General features: G+C 65.2%; 20 protein-coding genes, 1 tRNA gene and 1 riboswitch. Of the genes, 9 read left to right on the top strand and 12 right to left on the bottom strand.

The genetic code is table 11. The features are described 5' to 3' along the window. A complete protein-coding gene (locus tag AAE021_RS17840) occupies positions 1 to 909 on the top strand; it encodes an aminodeoxychorismate lyase (protein WP_342023623.1) in 909 nt (302 codons plus the stop codon). Positions 910 to 1,406: 497 nt separating this feature from the next. Here the strand turns inward: AAE021_RS17840 and AAE021_RS17835 are convergent, their stop codons facing one another. Then, a complete protein-coding gene (locus AAE021_RS17835) occupies positions 1,407 to 1,730 on the bottom strand; it encodes a hypothetical protein (protein ID WP_342023622.1) in 324 nt (107 codons plus the stop codon). Here AAE021_RS17835 and AAE021_RS17830 point away from each other — a divergent pair. Next, positions 1,723 to 2,556, top strand: coding sequence for a GNAT family protein (locus AAE021_RS17830; RefSeq protein ID WP_342023621.1), 834 nt, complete (start codon positions 1,723 to 1,725; stop codon positions 2,554 to 2,556). The two genes, AAE021_RS17835 and AAE021_RS17830, sit on opposite strands and share 8 nt — an antisense overlap. Before the next feature lie 138 nt (positions 2,557 to 2,694). Here the strand turns inward: AAE021_RS17830 and AAE021_RS17825 are convergent, their stop codons facing one another. The 3 genes from AAE021_RS17825 to AAE021_RS17815 are packed head-to-tail and all read right to left on the bottom strand — an operon-like array spanning position 2,695 to position 5,679. Next, the gene (locus AAE021_RS17825) at positions 2,695 to 3,501 is read right to left on the bottom strand and encodes an energy-coupling factor transporter transmembrane component T (RefSeq protein WP_342025459.1); all 807 of its coding nucleotides are present in this window, start codon (positions 3,499 to 3,501) and stop codon (positions 2,695 to 2,697) included. Between the two features lie 50 nt (positions 3,502 to 3,551). Continuing rightward, a complete protein-coding gene (locus AAE021_RS17820) occupies positions 3,552 to 5,066 on the bottom strand; it encodes an ABC transporter ATP-binding protein (RefSeq protein WP_342023620.1) in 1,515 nt (504 codons plus the stop codon). Then, positions 5,053 to 5,679 (bottom strand): ECF transporter S component, encoded by a 627-nt coding sequence (locus AAE021_RS17815; protein WP_342023619.1) that lies wholly within the window; start codon positions 5,677 to 5,679, stop codon positions 5,053 to 5,055. The genes AAE021_RS17820 and AAE021_RS17815 overlap by 14 nt, the downstream gene beginning before the upstream one ends. Before the next feature lie 59 nt (positions 5,680 to 5,738). Then, a riboswitch (TPP riboswitch) is annotated at positions 5,739 to 5,895 on the bottom strand. An 87-nt stretch (positions 5,896 to 5,982) separates the two neighbouring features. Here AAE021_RS17815 and AAE021_RS17810 point away from each other — a divergent pair. Next, positions 5,983 to 6,246, top strand: coding sequence for a DUF4235 domain-containing protein (locus AAE021_RS17810; RefSeq protein WP_342023618.1), 264 nt, complete (start codon positions 5,983 to 5,985; stop codon positions 6,244 to 6,246). A gap of 43 nt (positions 6,247 to 6,289) precedes the next feature. Here AAE021_RS17810 and mnhG read toward each other — a convergent pair whose 3' ends face one another. Genes mnhG through AAE021_RS17780 form a run of 6 tightly spaced genes read right to left on the bottom strand, consistent with a single transcriptional unit; the run spans position 6,290 to position 12,852 of the window. Next, positions 6,290 to 6,868, bottom strand: a complete 579-nt coding sequence (gene mnhG, locus AAE021_RS18155) for a monovalent cation/H(+) antiporter subunit G (protein ID WP_425362421.1) — start codon at positions 6,866 to 6,868, stop codon at positions 6,290 to 6,292. A 3-nt stretch (positions 6,869 to 6,871) separates the two neighbouring features. Then, positions 6,872 to 7,129 carry a monovalent cation/H+ antiporter complex subunit F gene (locus AAE021_RS17800; protein ID WP_425362492.1) on the bottom strand — a complete coding sequence of 86 codons (258 nt, stop codon included), beginning with the start codon at positions 7,127 to 7,129 and terminating at the stop codon, positions 6,872 to 6,874. Continuing rightward, positions 7,129 to 7,755, bottom strand: coding sequence for a Na+/H+ antiporter subunit E (locus AAE021_RS17795; RefSeq protein WP_342023616.1), 627 nt, complete (start codon positions 7,753 to 7,755; stop codon positions 7,129 to 7,131). The genes AAE021_RS17800 and AAE021_RS17795 overlap by 1 nt, the downstream gene beginning before the upstream one ends. After that, a complete protein-coding gene (locus AAE021_RS17790) occupies positions 7,752 to 9,362 on the bottom strand; it encodes a Na+/H+ antiporter subunit D (protein ID WP_342023615.1) in 1,611 nt (536 codons plus the stop codon). The genes AAE021_RS17795 and AAE021_RS17790 overlap by 4 nt, the downstream gene beginning before the upstream one ends. Then, positions 9,359 to 9,847, bottom strand: a complete 489-nt coding sequence (locus tag AAE021_RS17785; protein WP_342023614.1) for a Na(+)/H(+) antiporter subunit C — start codon at positions 9,845 to 9,847, stop codon at positions 9,359 to 9,361. Before AAE021_RS17785 ends, AAE021_RS17790 begins: the two co-directional genes overlap by 4 nt. Beyond that, on the bottom strand, positions 9,844 to 12,852 hold the full coding sequence (locus tag AAE021_RS17780) for a Na+/H+ antiporter subunit A (RefSeq protein WP_342023613.1): 3,009 nt from the start codon (positions 12,850 to 12,852) through the stop codon (positions 9,844 to 9,846). The genes AAE021_RS17785 and AAE021_RS17780 overlap by 4 nt, the downstream gene beginning before the upstream one ends. 211 nt (positions 12,853 to 13,063) lie before the next feature. Here AAE021_RS17780 and AAE021_RS17775 point away from each other — a divergent pair, with 211 nt between their 5' ends. After that, positions 13,064 to 14,428: an MFS transporter gene (locus AAE021_RS17775; RefSeq protein ID WP_342023612.1), complete on the top strand. Its 1,365-nt coding sequence runs from the start codon at positions 13,064 to 13,066 to the stop codon at positions 14,426 to 14,428. A gap of 5 nt (positions 14,429 to 14,433) precedes the next feature. Here the strand turns inward: AAE021_RS17775 and dcd are convergent, their stop codons facing one another. Next, positions 14,434 to 15,009: a dCTP deaminase gene (dcd, locus tag AAE021_RS17770; RefSeq protein WP_342023611.1), complete on the bottom strand. Its 576-nt coding sequence runs from the start codon at positions 15,007 to 15,009 to the stop codon at positions 14,434 to 14,436. A gap of 64 nt (positions 15,010 to 15,073) precedes the next feature. Next, complete coding sequence (gene kynA / locus AAE021_RS17765) at positions 15,074 to 15,928, bottom strand: tryptophan 2,3-dioxygenase (protein WP_342023610.1); 855 nt, start codon at positions 15,926 to 15,928, stop codon at positions 15,074 to 15,076. Positions 15,929 to 16,124: 196 nt separating this feature from the next. Between kynA and AAE021_RS17760 the strand changes: the two genes are divergently transcribed. The 5 genes from AAE021_RS17760 to AAE021_RS17740 all read left to right on the top strand — a co-directional run bounded on the left by AAE021_RS17760 (position 16,125) and on the right by AAE021_RS17740 (position 19,361). Beyond that, positions 16,125 to 16,658, top strand: coding sequence for an SseB family protein (locus AAE021_RS17760; protein ID WP_342023609.1), 534 nt, complete (start codon positions 16,125 to 16,127; stop codon positions 16,656 to 16,658). A gap of 108 nt (positions 16,659 to 16,766) precedes the next feature. After that, positions 16,767 to 17,810: a M4 family metallopeptidase gene (locus AAE021_RS17755; protein WP_342023608.1), complete on the top strand. Its 1,044-nt coding sequence runs from the start codon at positions 16,767 to 16,769 to the stop codon at positions 17,808 to 17,810. Further along, complete coding sequence (locus AAE021_RS17750; RefSeq protein WP_342023607.1) at positions 17,807 to 18,130, top strand: protealysin inhibitor emfourin; 324 nt, start codon at positions 17,807 to 17,809, stop codon at positions 18,128 to 18,130. Before AAE021_RS17755 ends, AAE021_RS17750 begins: the two co-directional genes overlap by 4 nt. A gap of 50 nt (positions 18,131 to 18,180) precedes the next feature. Beyond that, positions 18,181 to 18,251 (top strand) — tRNA-Gly (locus tag AAE021_RS17745). A gap of 183 nt (positions 18,252 to 18,434) precedes the next feature. Beyond that, on the top strand, positions 18,435 to 19,361 hold the full coding sequence (locus AAE021_RS17740) for an AEC family transporter (protein ID WP_342023606.1): 927 nt from the start codon (positions 18,435 to 18,437) through the stop codon (positions 19,359 to 19,361). Positions 19,362 to 19,489 lie beyond the last annotated feature (128 nt).

The following is a 19,489-nucleotide window of genomic DNA, read 5'->3' as shown; positions in this document are numbered from 1 at the left end:
ATGACTGTTCTGGTATTTTTGGACCCCGAATTCCCCAATGGCCGCCTCGCTGACGCTTCCGAGCCGCAGCTGATGGCCACTGATCTCGGTGCGACCCGAGGTGATGGCATCTTTGAATCGATGCTGGCAGTGGACGGCAGCCCCCGCAAAATGGATGCCCATCTGGACCGGCTGGCGTCGTCGGCCCAGGCCCTGGAGCTGGATCCGCCGGCCCGCGGTGACTGGGAGCGGGCTGTCACTACGGCCCTCGCCGAGCTGACGCGCCGGGAAGGCACGGGGGAAGGCGCGGGGGACGGCACAGGGGAAGCGATAGTGAAGCTGCTCCTGACCCGCGGAATCGAAGGGGCGCACTCCCCCACGGCCTGGGTTGCCGCCTCCGCTGTGCCCGCCGGAATGCGGGAACGCGCGGCCGACGGCGTGTCAGTCCTGCTGCTGGACCGCGGCTACGACAGCACCCTGGCGGAGCGGGCACCGTGGCTGCTCCTGGGAGCCAAGACCCTCTCCTACGCCGTCAACATGGCTGCGCTGCGCTATGCAAAGGCCAACGGCGCCGACGACGTCATCTTCACGTCCTCGGACGGCAAGGTCCTGGAGGGCCCCACATCAAGCGTCATCCTTGCGGTGGAGGAAGACGGCGTCAAAATGCTGCTGACCCCCGAGCTGGAGAGCGGTATCCTGCCGGGCACCACTCAGCGGGCCCTGTTCGACGCCGCCGAGGCGGCGGGCTGGGCCCGCGGTTACGGGCCGCTGGAACCGGCGCACCTGATGGAGGCCGACGGCGTGTGGCTGGTATCCAGCATTCGGCTGCTGGCTCCGGTGACCTCCATCGACGGAACCCCGATCAGTTCTTCACCGGCCCTCACCGAAGAGCTGACCGCGCTGCTCCGCGGAGCACTCGCGGAGGGCTAACGCCGTCGCTGGCCTCCCGGTTGGCACCGTGTCTGACCCTGGACCCGCTCCGGCTGGTGCAGCTCCGTAACGGAATCAAAAGCCGACGTCGTCCGGACTGCCCTGACCTCGAACTTCCGCGGACCACCGGCAGCGCACCGACTGTCCCTGAAGCGGGACCGCGGACGCGAATTGGCTGAGCATCAGGAGCTCACAGCCGGGCAGGGACTGCCTGCCTACTTCAGCGACCCAGCGCCTGACAGTGCGGAACGAACGAAAACACGCCAACAGGCTCCTCTGCCAATGTCTGCCGAGAACTGTCGCTCTCGTCAGTCCAGCCGGCAGGACCTCAACGAGATAGCAGACAGGATTAACCCAAGACCACGAAAGGTCTTCGACTGGGGAACGTCCTCAGATGCGCTCAACCCCTCGCTAAGGCTGACCTGCTGGTCCTGTCCTAAAAGAGGATCCGTCTGCGTGCGCGATGACCGGTGCGAGTGGTTGACCGCAATGCCTCCTCAGATCGGGACGAAGGTGGCGATATGGACAGATTCTCCGACGTTGGGATTCCTTCCGAGCAGCCGGATAAGGTCACTCGTACGCGGACTGTTGAAAGGACCCAGGGGCTCCTCCTGTATCTCAATGAAGAGCTCAAATCGACGTCCACGAGCGTTTTCTTCTATCCACTGGTACACCTCCGTCAGATCCTCGACTTCACTCAGGATGTAGGCATCGAGCATCCAGCCGCGCGGCGGTGATGCTTGTTCCCAGAAGTTGACGCGATAGAACGGTGAATCGACGGTGTATCGGTTTTCGGCATGGACAGTCTCAGATATGCGCATGCTCTACACGGTAGACATCCAGGTGGCGGCACGTGACCGATGGTCGGAGAACGTGATTCAGTCGCAACAGAGCAAATCCCTAAGAGGATCCTCACCGGGCCGTGCTCTTAGGATTACGGATTTCGAACCGGATCAACGTCACAACGCCTGGTTAGGATTAGGGGTGACCAGCCTAGCCACCCTGTGGCCACCCTTCGGATTAGTTCTCTCCACTCCACGTTTGGTTCTGCGACCGATCCAAGATGCGGACTTGCCCGCTGCCGTGGAAGCCGCGGCAGCTGGCATTCATCCCCCAGGGCAGATGCCTTTTTCCCATCCGTGGACGGAGGCACGCCCTGAAGATCTTCCCGCAAACACTGCGCGGCGAATTTGGCGGGCACGTGCAGAATCGACACCGGAGAAGTGGGCACTTTACTTCGGAGTCTGGAGAGCAAACGACTTTGTCGGGTGTCAGGACTTGAGCGCCGAAGGGTTTGGCACTCTCAAGACGGTGTCAACGGGCTCCTGGCTCCGCCAAGATGCTCAGGGCCAAGGCCTCGGCAAGGAGATGCGAACAGCAGTCCTCCTCTACGCATTTGATTGGTTGAAGGCGAACAACGCTGTGTCCGAGGCAGCAGTCTGGAACTCGGCTTCTCTAGGTGTGTCAAAATCTTTGGGTTACGAACCCAATGGTATTTTCAGGGAATCGTGGAAACCTGCGGAAGTAACAGAGGTTCAGTACCTGCGCCTTAGTCCGGAAAGGTTTATACGGCCTGTTTGGAACCTTGAGGTGAGAGGACACGTACGTTCCGCAGACTATCTTGGGATTCCCCCTAGCGACGGCTAGGCTCGGCCGCTGGTTTTTTGCGAAACTGCCCACCGGCCGACCCAAGTGCCTGTAAGGGGGCTCTGTGGCGTCTTCCCTGCCTGGGCGGCTTGGACCCGCAGCGTGTCATTGCGGTGATCGGGAGCCGGGGGCGGAGGCCTACGTCAGGATGAAGTTGAAGGTCCCGGCCATCACGGCAGCCGCCAGCGCGGCGAACGCAAACATCACGCCGTACAGCGTGACCCAGATGTCCAGGACCGTGAACACTGACGTCCGAGCCCAGGTGCGCTCTCCGCTGCCGAATCCGCGCGCTTCCATTGCCGCGGCCAGCCGGGTGGCACGGCGCACCGCCTGGACCAGCAGGGCGACCGACTGCCCCAGGAAGGACCGGGCCCGGGCCATCGGCCCCGCATCCGAACCGATGCCGCGGGCGTGCCGGGCCATGCCCAGGCTCTGCCATTCCGAAACCAGCAGGCCGACCAGGCGCATGGCGGCCAGTGCACCGAGCACAAACCGGTGGGGCAACCGCAGTTTCTGGGCCAGGGCGTCAGCGAGGTCCGTCGGGTCCGTCGAGACGAGCAGATAGATTCCGGGCAGGGCGATCGCCAGCCCGCGGAGGCCAATGGCGATGCCGGCTGCCACTGAATCGGAGGTGAACAGCAGCGGCCCCGCGTCCAGCAGCACCGTTCCGGTTTTTTCGGCCAGCAGGGCCGTGCCGTAGGCGCCGATCAGGGCGGCAACAACCAGCGGCCAGATGCGCTTGAGCAGCGTCATTGGCCGGATCCGCAGCAGCGGCAGCAGAACCAGCTCCGCAACGAGGACTATTCCGGCGCTGATCCAGTCCACGCTCACCAGCACCGCCAGTGTGAGGGCTGCGGCGGCGGCCAGTTTGGACAGCGGGTTGGCCCGCTCCAGCAGGGTTCCGGCCGGACGCCGGGAGGGATTAGCCAGATCCGTGGGCGCCATGTCCACGGACAGGTAGGATGCCGCCCGGGCGCTGTGTTCTTCGGAGCGTTTCACAGCAGCATCCCCGCCTTAGCGGTCCCGAACTCAACCCGCAGGAGGTTTCCCCCGAGGGCGGACAGGAACTCGGCGTCGTGGGTCACGGAGACCACCGCAGTGCCGTCCGCAACCAGCGTTCGAAGCAGCGCCACAAGTTCAGCCCAGGTGTTCGCATCCTGCCCGAACGTGGGTTCGTCCAGGAGCAGGATCTGCGGGTCGGTGGCGATCATCGTCGCCACTGACAGGCGGCGCTTCTCACCGCCGGACAGAGTGAACGGATTTGCCTGCAGCAGCGGCGTCAGCCGCAGCCGTTCAGCCAATGACACCACCAGTTCCGAGACCTGCGCCTCGGACTGCCGGCGGGTGCGTCTGGGGCCGAAGGCCAGCTCATCGCGCACCGTCGAGGCCACGAACTGATGCTCGGGTTCCTGGAACACGGTGCCGATCCGGGTCACCAGGTCCGCCGATTTCCACCGCCGGGGATCCGGTCCGGCGGCACCGGCCAGCGCCGGAGTTGCCCGCAGGGTGCCGGCAACGGGCGGCAGCAGCCCGCCCAGGGTCAGCGCCAGCGTCGACTTTCCGGCCCCGTTGGGACCGGTAATCCCCAGGGCGGTTCCGGCCTGCAGCGTCAGGTCCACTCCGTCCACGATTGCCGGAGTGCCTTTGCCCCGCCCAACCCCGAGCCCGCGGGCTTCGAGCAGCTCGCCGCCCGGAGCCCCGGCCGCCGGGCCGCCCGGCACGGGGCGGACCCCGGGCAGCCACACCCCAGCTGCGGAAAGCCGGTCCCGGTTTGACGGATCGGTGAGGACCCGTGAGGGCGGTCCGTCGGCGAGGATACCGCCGTCGGAGGCCAGGACCACCACACGGTCCACCAGGCCGGCCCAGACTGAAACACGGTGCTCCACGACAATCAGCGTGGCGCCGGTGCGGTCCAAGACGCGTTCGACGGCGTCCCGCACCTCCAGCACTCCGGCCGGGTCCAGATTGGCCGTGGGTTCATCGAGCAGCAGCAGCCCCGGTTCCATGGCCAGCACCGAAGCCAGCGCCAGCCTCTGCTTTTGCCCCCCGGACAGGGCGGCGGTGGACTGATGCAACGGCACCCTCAGCCCGACGTCGTCCAGGGCAGTCCGGACGCGTTCCCAGATATCCCGCGGCGGCACCCTGAGGTTCTCGGCGCCAAACGCCACCTCGTCGCCCACCCGGGACAGGACCAGCTGGGAGTCCGGGTCCTGCAGCACCAGTCCCGCCCGGCCCCGGGCCTGGAGGGGAGGAACACCGTCGATGGTCAGGACGCCGGATTCCTCTCCGGCGGCGTCCGGGCCGGACCCTTCACCCAGCACACCGGCGAGGGCATGCAGCAGCGTGGACTTCCCCGCTCCGGAGGCGCCCAGGAGCAGGACCTTCTCCCCCGCCTCGATGTCCAGGGACAGGGAGGAGATGGCCGGGGTGCTGCGCCCGGAGTGCCGCCAACTGTAGTCGCGGGCATGGACCGCTGCGGCGCCGGCCCGGGATGAGCTACGAGCGTGCATGGGATGAAGCGTCCGCTGCCCGTCCGGACGCAAACGGTGACAGCACGCCGGTGCGGGCCAACGCCCGGGCGATCAGCCAGGAGACAAAGCCGGCAATGACAGCTCCGGAGACGGCGGCGAACACCGTGTACAGCGCCTGCCACTGGAAGGCCCATTCCGGCTTGTAGAGGATGCTTTCGCTGACTCCGAGGAAGACACCCGATACAAGGCCGGCCAGCACCGCCACCGGCAGCGTGTACCGGAGGTAGAGGAACGCAAGGAACACCAGTTCCGCGCCGAGGCCCTGGATGAAGCCTGACAGCAGCACCGACAGGCCGAACTGGGTGCCCAGCACGCCGGAAACGGCAGCTGCGAGGACTTCACAGTAAATTGCAGCTCCGGGTTTGCGGATAATAAGCGCGCCGAGAACGCCGGCAATCAGCCATCCACCGGTATAGAGCCCGCCCAGCGGCGGGAAAGCCAGGATGAGGGCTTCAACGCCGGCGTAGCCCAGGGACCAGGCCCAAAAAATGATGCCCACTGCCACGCCCAGCACTGAGGCAACCACAATGTCCACCACCCGCCACGGGCGCCGCACGGATGACAGTTGCTGCTGGAAACGGTTCTGCTGCATAAAAAAATCCTCCTGAGGTACAGGAGGGGAGGGACTGGTCACGGCGGATTGCCATGAGGTCCCGTGAGATCTCGACTCCCTAGCGCCGGTACTAACCGGATCAGGTTCGAGGGTCTGCGGATGTCCGCACTCTCAGCGCCGGTGGCCTTCCACGTCCCTGCCTTCCGGACGGACCGGACGGCGGACGCGGGAAGCGGCGCTCCCCTGTCGTATGTTTGCGCCTCCCACTGTACACATGGACCGGCATCTTTGGGGGGAACGCGGGTAGGGTTAGGAAAAAGGCCTTCAACCCCAGGAGCAACCATGAACCTGATCCTCAAACTGCTCGCCACCGGTGCCAGCATCGGCGCCGGACTCCTGTCCGCCAAAATCCTGGACTTTGTCTGGACGAAGGTTACCGGCAACGAACCGCCCCGTGACAAGGATGGCGTCCTGGATGTCAGCCTGCGCACCGCAGTGATTTTCGCCGTCGTTTCCGGTGCCGTGAGCCAGGGCATCCGGGTGCTGACGAACCGCGGAACCCAGCGCGCCATCCAGCGGTACCAGAAGACGCCCGAAATCGTCTAGGGACGCTGCTTTACAGCATTCTGCAGGTTTTACCGCAGGGCGCTCAGCCCTCGGGACTGTGTCCCGGGCGCCGGGTGCCCTGCGTCGTTGTGTCCGCGTCCGTTCCGTGCACAACGCCGGGCTGCTGCGCCTCGGGTGCCGAGGCAGGCGTAACGGGCACCGCGTCGTCGTCGAGCGACCCGGCAGGCGGGTGCTCGCCGGGGTCGTCGTCCACGCGCGGGTCATCATCGCCGCTGTCATCGACGGTGGTTCCGGCATTTGCCTGAGCCAGCAGCTCCTGGGCCCGCCCGACGACGTCGTCCAGCTCGTCAATGGTGAGCAGCTCGGGACGCAGGTGCTTGGTGCGGTAGCCGGCGCGGCCGATCATGTGCGCGGACACCGGAGCGGTGAGGAGCATGAACAGCCAGCACACGGCAAGGACCGGCAGCAGGACCCAGCTTTCAAACTGCACGGCCATGGCCAGCAGGAACAGCAGCAGGCCGAGCACCTGGGGTTTGGACGCGGCGTGCATCCGGCTCATGAGGTCAGGAAAACGCGTCAGCCCGATGGCTGCGGCCAGCGACATCAAAGCGCCGCCGACCATGAGGATTCCGATTATCAGATCCTTTATTTCGGAGCTCACCGGTTATCTCCTGTCCGTAACAAAGCGGGCAACGGTCACTGAGCCGATGAAGCCGATCAGCGATATGGATACCAGGAGCGCCAGGAAGTTGAGGTTCCTGTTCACGATCATGTCCGTCGCCAGGGCGGCTCCGACAATCGTGAGCAGAACGTCAGCTGCCAGCACCCGGTCCAGGATGGACGGTCCGCGGGCAATGCGGAAAATCGCACCGGCGGCAGCGGCCGACAGCATGACCGACACCAGGACCACAAAAACTGTCATCATGACGGGACTCCCTTGCCTGTTGCGGCGGTTCCGTCCAGCACGGCGGCTTCTTCCCGGGCGAGGGCGTCTTCGGCCTTCAGGACCTCAAGGTCCTCGCGGGTGCCGATGCTGCGGATCAGCCATGATTCGGTGTCCCGGACATCCTTGCGGACCTTGTCCGCGTTCTCCGGGGTGGAAACGTTCAGGCAGTGCAGGTACAGCGTGGAGGTGGAACGGTCCACCTCCACCACCAGCGAACCGGGGATCAGCGACAGCGCGTGGCCGGTGGCCGTGACCAAAAGGTCCGAGTGGCTGCGCAGCTTCACGCCCACCACGGCGTTCTTGATGTGCGGGCCCTTGGCAATGGACAGCCACAGCACCTCGAAGCTGGCGTGCACCAGCTTGTAGAAGAACCGGAACAGGAAGCCCAGCGCATAGATCGGGTTAAACCGGCCGCTGAGCTCCACCGGCGGCAGGTAGAAAATGTTCGCCACGACGAAGGCAATGACGGCACCGAAAATCAGGTTTCCGGCACTGAAGTCCTGCCACAGTGCTCCCCACAGGAACACCAGCCAGATCAGCAGCGGGATTTCCTTCAGCAGCGGCACGCGGGGGCGGTTGCGCATTTGGGCTCTGCGGGTCATCGGTTTGCCCCCTCTCCCAGAACGGCTTCAATGTACGGCGTGCGGTCCAGCAGGTCCTGGGCCGCGTTGTCGCTGAGCGAGAACAGCGGTCCGGCCAGGACGCTCAGCGAAACACCCAGGGCCACGAGTCCCACCGTCGGGTACACCATGGTCCGCGGCAGCAGGTCGACGGCGTCGCGGCCGGCGAACCGGCCCGATGGCTTTTCCGTGACGTCGCCGGAGTTCCGCAGCGAGGAACCGCCGGCACCCGTGGCCAGCAGGATGGGATCCGGGTGCACCGCGTCTTCCGGCGTCCGCCAGAACGCACGGTTCCAGACCCGGGCCATCACCAGCAGGGTCAGCAGGCTGGTCAGCACGCTGGCACCCACCAGTACGTAGGCCAGCGGAGTGCCCAGGTCGACGCCGGCTTCCAGGAGCCCCAGCTTGCCAAGGAACCCGGAGAACGGCGGAATCCCGCCAAGGTTGATGGCCGGAATGAAGTACAGCACGGCCAGCAGCGGTGACAGCTTCGCCAGTCCGCCCAGCCGGTCCATGTTGGCCGTGCCTCCGCGGCGCTCGATCAGTCCCGTGACCAGGAACAGTGAGGTCTGGATCGTAATGTGGTGGACCACGTAGAACACGGCCGAACCAATGCCGATCACCGATCCGACGGCCAGGCCAAACACCATGTAGCCAATGTGGCTGACCAGGGTGAAGGAGAGCATTCGTTTGATGTCGGTCTGTGCCAGGGCACCGAGGATGCCCACCACCATGGTCAGGCCCGCCACCACCATCAGCAGCGTGTTGATCCGGTCTCCCGGGAAGAGCAGCGTCTCGGTGCGGACCATGGCGTAAACGCCCACCTTGGTCAGCAGCCCGGCAAACACTGCGGTCACCGGGGCCGGAGCCGTCGGGTAGGAGTCAGGCAGCCAGAAGGACAGGGGGAAGACGGCGGCCTTGATGCCGAAGGCCACTAGCAGCATCAGGTGCAGCATGAGCTGGGTGCCCGGATCCAGGTCGCCCAGTTTCACGGCCAGGTCCGCCATGTTCACGGTGCCGGTGGCGGCGTAGATCATGGCAATCGTGATCAGGAACAGCAGCGAGGAGACCACGCTGACCACCACATAGGTGACGCCGGCGCGGATGCGCGGCGTGGTTCCGCCCAGGGTCATCAGCACATAGCTGGCCGTGAGCAGGATTTCGAACCCGACGTAGAGGTTGAAGAGGTCACCGGCGAGGAAGGCATTGGACACACCCGCCACCAGGATCAGGTAGGTCGGGTGGAAGATCGAAATTGGTCCGTCCTCGTCACCGTCCGTCATGCCCTGCCCCGCGGCGTAGATCAGCACTGCCAGGCTGACGGCCGAGGAGACCACCAGCATCAGCGCGGAGAACTGGTCCACCACCATGGTGATGCCCACCGGCGGCAGCCAGCCGCCCAGGTTTACCGCCTGGGCTCCGGTCTCCCAGACCGAGAACAGCAGGATGACTTCCAGGATCAGCGTCACCGTCAGGATGCTGATGCTGATGACGCGCTGGGCACGGGTGTGCCGAATCAGGATGAAGGCCAGGGCTGCGCCGAAGAACGGCAGGACCACGGCCAGCGGGGCCAAACTTACGGTGTTCATTCCTTGGCCTCCGGGCTGGTGCTCTGACCGGTGGCGCGCAGCGAACCGGGCGCCTCTTCAGCCTCTTCGGGCGGGGTGAATTCTGTGGTGTCCTCGGGGACGTCCGCGTCATCTTCGGCGTCGAAGCTGCTCTGGCTCGCCACGCGGCGGTCTTCAATGTCGTCCTGGACCTCATCCTGGCGGCTCAGCACCCAGGACCGGTAAATGATCCCCAGCATGAACGCTGTCACGGAGAAGGAAATGACGATGGAGGTCAGGATGAAGGCCTGGGGCAGCGGATCGTTGTAATCCTCCGCCGCGATCTCGGCGTTGAACAGCGGGGCCAGGCCCTGGAAGCCGCCGGTGGACAGCAGCAGGATGTTGGTGGCGTTGGTGAGCATGGTCAGTCCCAGCACCACGCGGGTCAGGCTGCGCTCCAGGAGAAGGTAGATGCCGCACGCGTACAGCGCTCCCATAATGACCATGAAGGTGATGTTTATGCTCATCGGGCTACCTCCTCCTCTTCTCGGGCGGTTATCTCGGGTTCAGGTTCCAGCGTTTCCTCCTCGCTGGAGGACCCGCCTTCGCTGCGTTCATCAATTTCGGAGCCCAGGCTGCGCAGGACATCCAGCACCAGTCCCACCACCACGAGGTACACGCCAATGTCGAAAATGGTGGACGTGACGAACTTGATCTCACCGAAGATGGGCCAGGTGAACTTGATAATGGCGCTCTGCAGGACCTGCCCGCCGAAGAACAGCGGCGCAGCGGCCGACAGCCCGGCCAGTCCCAGTCCGCCGCCGAGCAGCAGGCCCGCGCTGACGGGGCTTGCCTCGGCCAGTTCAAACCGGCCTCCGGCGAGGTAGCGGATGGTGAGGGCGAGCCCGGCCATGAGTCCGCCGGCGAAACCGCCGCCGGGCATGTTGTGGCCGGCCAGCAGCAGGTAGATCGAGAACAGAATGACCGAGTGGAACAGCAGGCGCGTGATCACCTCAAAGATGATCGACCGCCGTTCCGGTGCGAGGGTGCGCCCGGCCACCAGCCAGGCATCGCGGCTGACGCTGGAGAACTTGCGGGCCAGGGCCAGGGTGGCTTCCTGGCGGCCGGAGGACGCAAAGTGCTCGCGTCCGCGGTCCACGGAGCCGGTGGCAACACCTTCCGCGCGTCGGCGTTTGTCGCCGCGTCCGCGCACGAAGATCAGCGACGCGACACCGGTGGCGGCCATTGCCAGCACGGAGATTTCACCGAAGGTGTCCCACGCGCGGATGTCGACGAGGGTCACGTTGACGATGTTGGCGCCGCCGCCCACCTCGTAGGCAAGGTCGGGGAAGGCCAGCGATATCGGCTCGGCGACACGCGACGCCATGGCGGTCATGGCAATCATGACCATGGTGGCACCGAAGGCGATGCCCAGTATGGCCCGCAGCATCCGGTGTCCGGCCGGTTCACGCTTCCACAGCCGTGCCGGCAGGGAACGCAGCGCCAGGACAAAGGCCACGAGGACGATGGTTTCGACCAGCATCTGGGTCAGGGCCAGGTCCGGGGCGCCCTGCAGGGCGAAGATCAGGGCGATTCCGTAACCGGTGACGCTGACCATGAGCACTGCGAGGAAGCGCTTGTTGGCGCGGGCTGCGGCCAGTGCACCCAGGATGATCCCGACGGCGATCACCACCTGCAGCGGCGAGTCGAACCAGTGGAACTGATCAGGCAGAGGTGCGTCCCGCACGATGAGCGCAAACAGCGGTGTCACGACAGCCACGGAGAGAATGACGAACAGGTAGAACATCAGCGAACCGCGCTGCGTGCGGCCGGTAACCCAGACCGCGACGTCGTCGAGCACACCGATGATCCCGCGGTAGGAGCGCTCGGCATCCAGCGGGGCGGTGAACCGCGCCTGCACGCGCTCCACGCCGAGGCGCTGCCAGAAGAGCAGCAGCCCCATCCCAATGGTGATGACCGTCAGCAGCAGCGCGGTGGTGAAGCCGTGCCACAAAGCCAGGTGCGTGGGATCGCCGTCGGCGGGGTACAAATCCGCATAGGAAACAATGGCAGCGTCCAGCGGAGCCGGCCACAGGCCGAAGATCACGCTGACGACCGCGAGGATGCCCGGCGCCGCGAGGAATGACCACGGCACGCGCTTGAAGGGGGTGGGCTGGCAGTTGGCCTTGGTGGCAAAGCCGCCCCAGACAAAGCGGGCACTGTAGGCAAAGGTCAGGATGGAACCGATAACGACGCCGGCCAGCAGAACCGCAGCTCCTGCGGTTCCCTGCTTCTCGGCGTAGTGGACAAAGGTCTCGTACACGGATTCCTTGGCCACGAATCCGAGCAGCGGCGGAACACCGGCCATGGAAGCGGCGCCAATGAGACCCACGATAAACAGCTGCGGCGAGGACCGGTGGATCCCCGACAGTTTCCGGATGTCGCGGGTTCCCGACTGGTGGTCAACGATGCCCACCACCAGGAACAGCGTCGCCTTGAAGAAACCGTGCGCCAGCAGCAGCCCGAGACCGGCAACGGCGGCTTCCCGGTTGCCCAGTCCCACCACCAGGGTCAGGAAACCGAGCTGGCTGACGGTCCCGTACGCCAGGATCAGTTTCAGGTCATACTGGCGCAGTGCGCGCCAGCCGCCCAGCAGCATGGTGGACAGGCCCAGGATCAGCACGACGGCGTGCCAGTACGCGGACTCGGAGAAGCCGGGGGCGAGGCGGGCCACCAGGTAGATGCCGGCCTTGACCATGGCCGCGGCGTGCAGATAGGCGCTCACGGGGGTGGGGGCAGCCATGGCGGCGGGCAGCCAGAAGTGGAACGGGAGCAGTGCCGATTTGGACACCGCGCCGATCAGCATCAGCACAATGGCCACGTCCACGACGGCGCCGCGTTCCAGCAGCTGCGGAGCCATGGCCAGGATCTCTGAGATCCGCAGGGTCCCTGCGGTGTCTCCGATCAGGACCATGCCCACGAGCATCGTCAGGCCGCCGAAAGTGGTGACGATTAATGCCTGCAGTGCGGCACGGCGGGCGGAGAGGCGGTGCGCCGAATAACCGATCAGCAGGTAGGAGAGGACTGTGGTCAGTTCCCAGAAGATGAACAGCAGGATCAGGTCATCCGCGGTCACCAGGCCGAACATGGCTGCGGCAAAGGCCAGCAGCTGGGAACCGAAGGCGCCCATCTGGGTGTCGCCGGGCCGGAAATACCGGGCGCAGTAAAAGAGAACCAGCGAACCGACGCCGAGGATAAGGATGGAAAGGACCGCGGCCAACGTATCCATCCGGAAAGCCAGCTCCACGCGGAGATCAGGAACCCAGGGGATAATCACGGACGGCGGGGCGTTGGGAGCGCCCGAGGCCAGCGTCTGGTCGGCACCTGTGTACCGGGGGAACGTGACCAGCAGCCAAACAAAGGCTGCAGCGGGGACGGCGGCAAGGACGTAGAACGCCGACCGGCCGATCCTGCGGAACAATAAGGGCGCCACCAATGCCACCGTAAACAAAACGGTGAGCACAACTAGCACTAGATCTCCCGAGCTTTTTTTGACATTCTTCCAGCTGCAGGTACAGCTGTAGTTATCAAGATGGTGGTCAGAGGGCGTCAATCCATTCTACCCATGGCATACAGCGAAGTCGCATCGGGCGGCCCTCACAGCCCGACGGCACCGGCGCGCCGGACCTGCCGTTGTCCTGTTGGTGCCCTGCTATACCCGCACGCGGGATAGCATCTGGCCTATGGTCTCCAACACACGAACTTCCAGCTCCTCCGCCGAGGCGCCGCCCATCCGGAAACGGCAAGTCCTGGCCTGGGCGTCCTGGGACTGGGGATCCGCTGCGTTCAACGCGGTCATGACCACTTTCGTCTTCACCGTGTACCTGACATCGGAGAGTTTTGGCGGAGAGGCCCATGCATCCTCCGTCCTGGGTTACGGTGTTGCGCTGGCCGGCGTCGTCGTGGCAGTGCTGGCACCCGTTGTCGGTCAGCGTTCGGACGCCGGCGGGCGGCGGAAGATGTGGCTGGGGATCAATACGGGACTGATATGCCTGGCGACCGCCCTGTGCTTCTTTGTTTTCCCCCGGCCGGAATTCCTGCTCCTGGGGGTGGGCCTGATCGCGCTGGGCAACGTCTTCAGCGAATTCGCGGGCGTGAACTACAACGCCATGCTGTCGCAGATTTCCACGCCGGCCAACGTCGGGAGGGTCAGCGGTTTCGGCTGGGGCATGGGGTACGTGGGCGGAATCGCCGCGCTGGCGGCGGTGCTTGTCGGTTTCATCAACCCCGACGTCGGGTGGTTTGGCGTGACGTCGGAGGACGGCCTGAACATCCGTGCGGTCGCCGTCTTTTCAGCGGTCTGGCTGGCAGTGTTTGCGCTGCCGGTGCTGTTCGCCGTTCCCGAGGTTCCCCGGCAGCAGCGGGCGGCCGGAATTGGCTTCCTTGCGTCCTACGGACTGCTCTTCCGCCGCGTCAAGGCCATTTTCAAGACCAGCCCGCACACGGTGTGGTTCCTGTTGGCCAGTGCAATTTTCCGTGACGGCCTGGCCGCGGTCTTCACCTTTGGCGGCGTGATTGCCGGCGGAACCTTCGACTGGCCAATGAGCCAGATCATCGTGTTTGCGATCTTCGGCAACGTGGTGGCCGCGGCCGGCGCGATCGCCGGCGGATTCCTTGATGACCTGGCCGGGCCGAAGAAGGTCATTGTCTTCTCGCTGATCGGGCTGCTCATCTCCGGCAGCGTCATTGCCGTGTGCGGGCCTGACAACGTGGACTTCCTGGGAATCCAGTGGTCCGGCGACACCACCTTCTGGGTTTTCGGCCTGCTGCTGTGCCTGTTTGTGGGGCCGGCGCAGTCCGCGTCGAGGGCCTTCCTCTCCCGGCTCGCGCCGGAAGGCGAGGAAGCTGAGCTGTTTGGGCTCTACGCCACCACCGGACGCGCCGTGAGCTTCCTGGCACCGGCCCTGTTTGCGGTGTTCATCAGCATCTTCGGCGCCCAGCGTTACGGCATCCTGGGCATCCTGCTGGTCCTGCTGCTGGGCCTGCTGGCCCTGCTGCCCGTCCGGTCACCGGACAAGACGCCGCGCGCCGTGGTCCCGGAGGTCTAACGGGCCTAGACCGTGGTGCGGTGGAAGTTCAGGTGGCTGCGCGACGCCGTCGGGCCGCGCTGTCCCTGGTAGCGGTTGCCGTACTGGCCGGAGCCATAGGCGAACTCCGCCGGAGAAGTCAGCCGGAAGAAGCACAGCTGGCCAATCTTGGAACCGGGCCACAGCTTGATCGGCAGCGTCGCCATGTTGGACAGTTCCAAAGTGACGTGACCGGAGAACCCGGGATCAATAAATCCGGCCGTGGAGTGCGTCAGCAGTCCGAGGCGGCCCAGAGACGATTTACCCTCCAGCCTCGCGGCGATGTCGTCCGGCAGGGTCACGGTCTCGTAGGTGGAGCCGAGCACAAATTCGCCCGGATGCAGGATGAACGGCTCATCGGGGTCAACCTCCACCAGCCGCGTCAGGTCCGGCTGGTCCAGGGACGGGTCGATGTGCGCGTACTTGTGGTTGTCGAAAAGCCGGAAAAACCGGTCAATGCGCACGTCCACGCTGGATGGCTGGACCATTCCGGGGTCGTAGGGATCAAGAACGATCCGCTTGTCGGCAATTTCGGTTCGGATGTCGCGGTCAGAAATCAGCACCTTCTAAAAATAGCGCATCGCCGCGGGACGCCCGCCCGCTGGGGCCGGCGTCCCAACGCCCGGGCTACCGGCCGATTTCCGTCCGGACCGCGTACAGCTCGGGGAAAAACGTCAGTTCCAGTGCGCGCTGGAGGAAGGAAGCGCCTGAAGATCCGCCGGTTCCCCGCTTGAAACCAATGGTGCGCTCCACGGTTTTCAGGTGCCGGAAGCGCCACAGCTGGAAGTTGTCCTCGAGATCCACGAGCTCCTCGCATGCCTCATAAATGTCCCAGTGCTCGGACGCGTTCTCGTAAACGTGTTGGTAAACACGCATCAGTGCCTCACTCGCAACGTGGGCCTGGGTGACATCCCGGGTCAGCAGCTCCTCGGGAACCGCGTATCCGCGCCGGTGCAGGAAGCGGATGAATTCGTCGTAAATGCTGGTTTGCTCCAGCAGCTCGGTGAGCAGTGCCTCGGCCGCCGGATCCGCGGCGAACACCTTCACCATGGCCGCGTTCTTGTTTCCCAGCAGGAACTCCACGGCGCGGTACTGATAGGACTGGAAGCCGCTGGATGCGCCCAGGTCCGCGCGGAACTCCGCGTACTCCGACGGCGTCAGGGTGGCCAGCACGGACCATTGCTCCGTCAGCGAGCGCTGGATGTGCTTGATCCGGGCAATGCCCTTCATCGCCGCGCGCAGGTCATCGCCGGCCAGCTTGGCGCGCACCGCCCGCAGTTCGTGCAGGACCAGCTTCAACCACAGCTCCGACGTTTGGTGCTGGATGATGAACAGCATTTCATCGTGGTGCTCCGGGCTGCTGACGGGATGCTGTGCCCCCAGCAGGTCATCCAGTGCAAGGTAGGAGCCGTAGCTCATTTTGTCGGTGAAGTCCCGCTCAATACCCGCTTCAAGGCTGCGGGTGTTCCTGCTGACGCTCATCGGTGCTCCGTGTTCAGTTTCCGTTGTTTACTGGCGGTCCGGACGCTCCTACGGTAACCCTCCCCCGGCATCCCTGTGTTCGCCTGCGCTTGAAACACCCCCCTGCCACTGTGCCAAACTTGCCGCTGGACTTAACGCGTTTACACAAATTCCCACGCAGCCGGACTTTCGCTGCAGCATTCCTAAGGAGAGACCCATGGAGAACACCGACAGCACAGACGTCACCGGCGGCCCGCAGGACAACTCCGCGCCGGGACAGACCCAGTACCGGGACCCGGAGGGGGCAGCAGCCCTCGAGGAAGCAATTGTGGCCGGCAAAGAGGGACGGATCAGCAGCCAGGAACTGGTGGCACGGATCTGCGAATCGGAGCTGCTGAGCGTCGGACGCCTCCAGGACGAGCAGGATCCCTCCTCCTTCCAGGCCCTCGTTCTGAAGGCACCGGAGGGGGACTCCGCCGTCGCCGCCACCTTTACCACCGCCGCCCGCGTGCCCGCCCAGATCAGGGAGCAGGCGCCCGTCATGGTTAAGGCCGGTGGCGAAGCCACGCTGCGCAGCATTGCGCAGGGGTACGGGCTGGCCATCAACCCGGGCAGCGACATGGGCCTGGAGCTGGGCCCCGAGGGTGTGGCAGCCATCGTGGCCGCCTATGACCAGGCGGCAGCCAACCAGGCGGCAGCCGCCCAGTCAGCGGATGCTTCCGGCGAAGCCACGGACCCGCAGGCACCCTAGTCCGGGGCGCTTTGGCCTCCTCCCCTTGCACTGTCGGGAGGGGGCTTTAGGCTGAGGCCACAGGTGCGCTTTCCGCTCCTGCCTGAGCCCGGCTTTCGGAGGTCACGCATGATCTGTTCGATAGTTCCCCCTTACCTGCTGGCCCGCATCGCCGAACAGCAGGGAACCAGCTTCAGCAAGGCGGCGGAGGCAGCCCGGCGGGCCTTGGTTGAGCTGCCTCCACTGGAGCAGGCACGTTCCCAGGCCAGGGAGTTCCCCGCCCCGCCCCAGGGCAACGCCGTGGCCCCTTCCCTGCGGCGCGAGGTGTCCGACGCCGGCGGAACTGAAACCCTGCCCGGCACCCTGGCCCGGGCGGAGGGCGATGAACCAACCCGGGACGACGCGGTGGATGAAGCCTACGAGGGGCTGGGAGCAACCCACGCCCTCTTCCGGGACATCTATGGCAGGGCCTCCGTGGACGGCGCCGGCGGTGTACTCGCGGCCACCGTCCACTATGGGCGCGAGTATGACAACGCCTTCTGGAACGGCGAGCGCATGGTCTGCGGAGACGGCGACGGCGAGGTGTTCCAGCGGTTCACGAAGTCGCTGACGGTCATCGCCCACGAGCTGACGCACGGCGTCATCCAGTACACGTCGCGCTTCGAGTACCAGGGCCAGGCCGGGGCCCTGAATGAGTCGGTGTCGGACGTCTTCGGTGTCCTCACCGAACAGAAGCTGCTGCGCCAGGAAGCAGCGAAAGCCTCGTGGCTGGTGGGCGCCGGGCTGTTCACGGACCAGGTGTCCGGCACCGCCATCCGCTCCCTGAAGGCTCCCGGGACGGCGTACGACGACGACGTGCTGGGCAAGGATCCGCAGCCCGCCACGATGGACGGCTACGTTTCCACCGCGGCGGACAACGGCGGGGTCCACATCAACTCCGGCATCCCCAACCATGCCTTCTACCTCGCGGCCACAACGCTGGGCAATTTCGCCTGGGAGCGCGCCGGGCAGATGTGGTACGACACCATCACCGAGCAGGACCTCCCGGTGGACTGCACCTTCACCCGGTTTGCCGCTGGAACCCTGGCAGCTGCCGGAAAGCGCTACGGCACCACGGGAGATGAATACGCCGCGGTTGCTGCTGCCTGGAAAGCGACAGGTGTGCTGCCGTGAGGATCGTGGTGGTCCGCACCGGCGGATTTGCCGGCCTCACCAGGGTCTGGAGCACCCAGGTGAGTTCCGAGGAAGCGGAGCAGGAATGGCTGCCGCTGCTGCAGAATCCGCCGCCGCAGCAGCCGGGCGGTCCTGACCGGTTTGTGTATGAAATCCAGGTGGGCCAAGCGGCGGTCACGCTGCCTGAGCACTGCGTGCAGGGCAGGTGGCGGGATTTGGTGGACCGTGCCCGGCAGGCCGGCGAAAATGGCCCGGGCCAGGCCGGCAGTGACGGCGGCGGAGACAGCGCCGGCAAAGGCCTGCAAGGCGAATTCGAGTGAGGCCGGAGTTACATGTAAAGTGGTTCTCTGTGCCGGGGAACCCCGGCTCTGCGGGCGTAGCTCAATGGTAGAGCGCTAGCTTCCCAAGCTTGATACGCGGGTTCGATTCCCGTCGCCCGCTCAGGTAGAAAAGCCCCGAGAATCCGCTGGATTCCGGGGCTTTTTGCATGTTACGGCGCTGCTTTTCGCCGGGTCCCGAGCTGCCCGTAGACTGGCGGCGATGAGCCACACACTTCCCCTGCCTGCCATGCCGCCGTCCGAGATCCGCCGGATCTCCGCCGCCGGCTCCCTTTTGTAGTTCGCTGTGCTGGGGGTACTGACCGGATTTACGGTTGTCTGGATCATCATCCTTGTCGGTTATCTGATCGGCAGGTTGGGAGTGCTGGGGGCAAACGCCCAGACGGTCCTGAGCAGGCTTGCCTTCTTCGTTGCCTCGCCCGCCCTGCTGCTGGTCACCATGAGCGACGCTGACCTGCACACCGTGTTTTCGCTGCCGCTGCTGGTGGCCGGTGCCAGCGCCTTCGTGACGGCAGGCGCCTTTGTGCTGTGCACGCGATGGTGGCTGCGCCGCCCGCTGCCCGAACTGCTCATTTCGGCCATGTCATCCTCCCTGGTCAACGGAGCCAACCTTGGGCTGCCGATTGCGGTGTACGTCCTCGGAGACGCGGCCTTCATTGCGCCGGTCCTGATTTTCCAGATGGCCATCTTCACTCCGATGTACCTGATGCTCCTGGATTCCGCCACCAGCGGGCAGCGCACCTCGCTGCGGACTTTCGCGGGCCAGGTCCTGCGCAATCCCATCATCATCGGCACCCTGATCGGGCTGTTCCTGGCCGCCACCGGGCTGAAGCTTCCGGTCATCATCCTCGAACCGGTCACCCTGATCGGCGGCGCGGCCGTGCCGGCCATGCTGCTGGCCTTCGGGATTTCGCTGGTGGGCTCCCGGCTCCTGCAGGCCGACGGCGGGAGACGCGCCGACGTAGTGCTCGCCTCGGCCTTCAAGCTGCTGCTGCAGCCGGTCCTGGCGTACCTGCTTGCCCGGTTTGTCCTGGGGATGGAAGGGCATCTGTTGTTCGCCGTCGTCGTTACCGCGGCCCTGCCAACCGCACAAAACGTGTTTGTTGCCGCCAACCGGTACGAGGAAGGGGTGCTCGTGGCCAAGGACACCGTCCTGCTGACCACTTTGATCTCCCTTCCGGTGCTGGTGGTCATCGCTGCGCTCCTGACCTGAGGAAACTACTTCCCCCGGGCTTGTTCGGCAGTGGCGCAAAACACTGTCAGGGCCTAATGTCATTCGAAAGGCTGCTGAGGGTGGCAGCCGCCGCGGACTCCTTATTCCGCGCCTACGACGAGGTGGAG

The sequence above is a fragment of the Arthrobacter citreus genome, from assembly GCF_038405225.1.
In the GTDB taxonomy this organism is placed as follows: domain Bacteria; phylum Actinomycetota; class Actinomycetes; order Actinomycetales; family Micrococcaceae; genus Arthrobacter_B; species Arthrobacter_B citreus_A.
The sequence above is the reverse complement of the archived record's forward strand: the minus strand, read 5'-3'. Positions and strand labels throughout refer to the sequence as shown.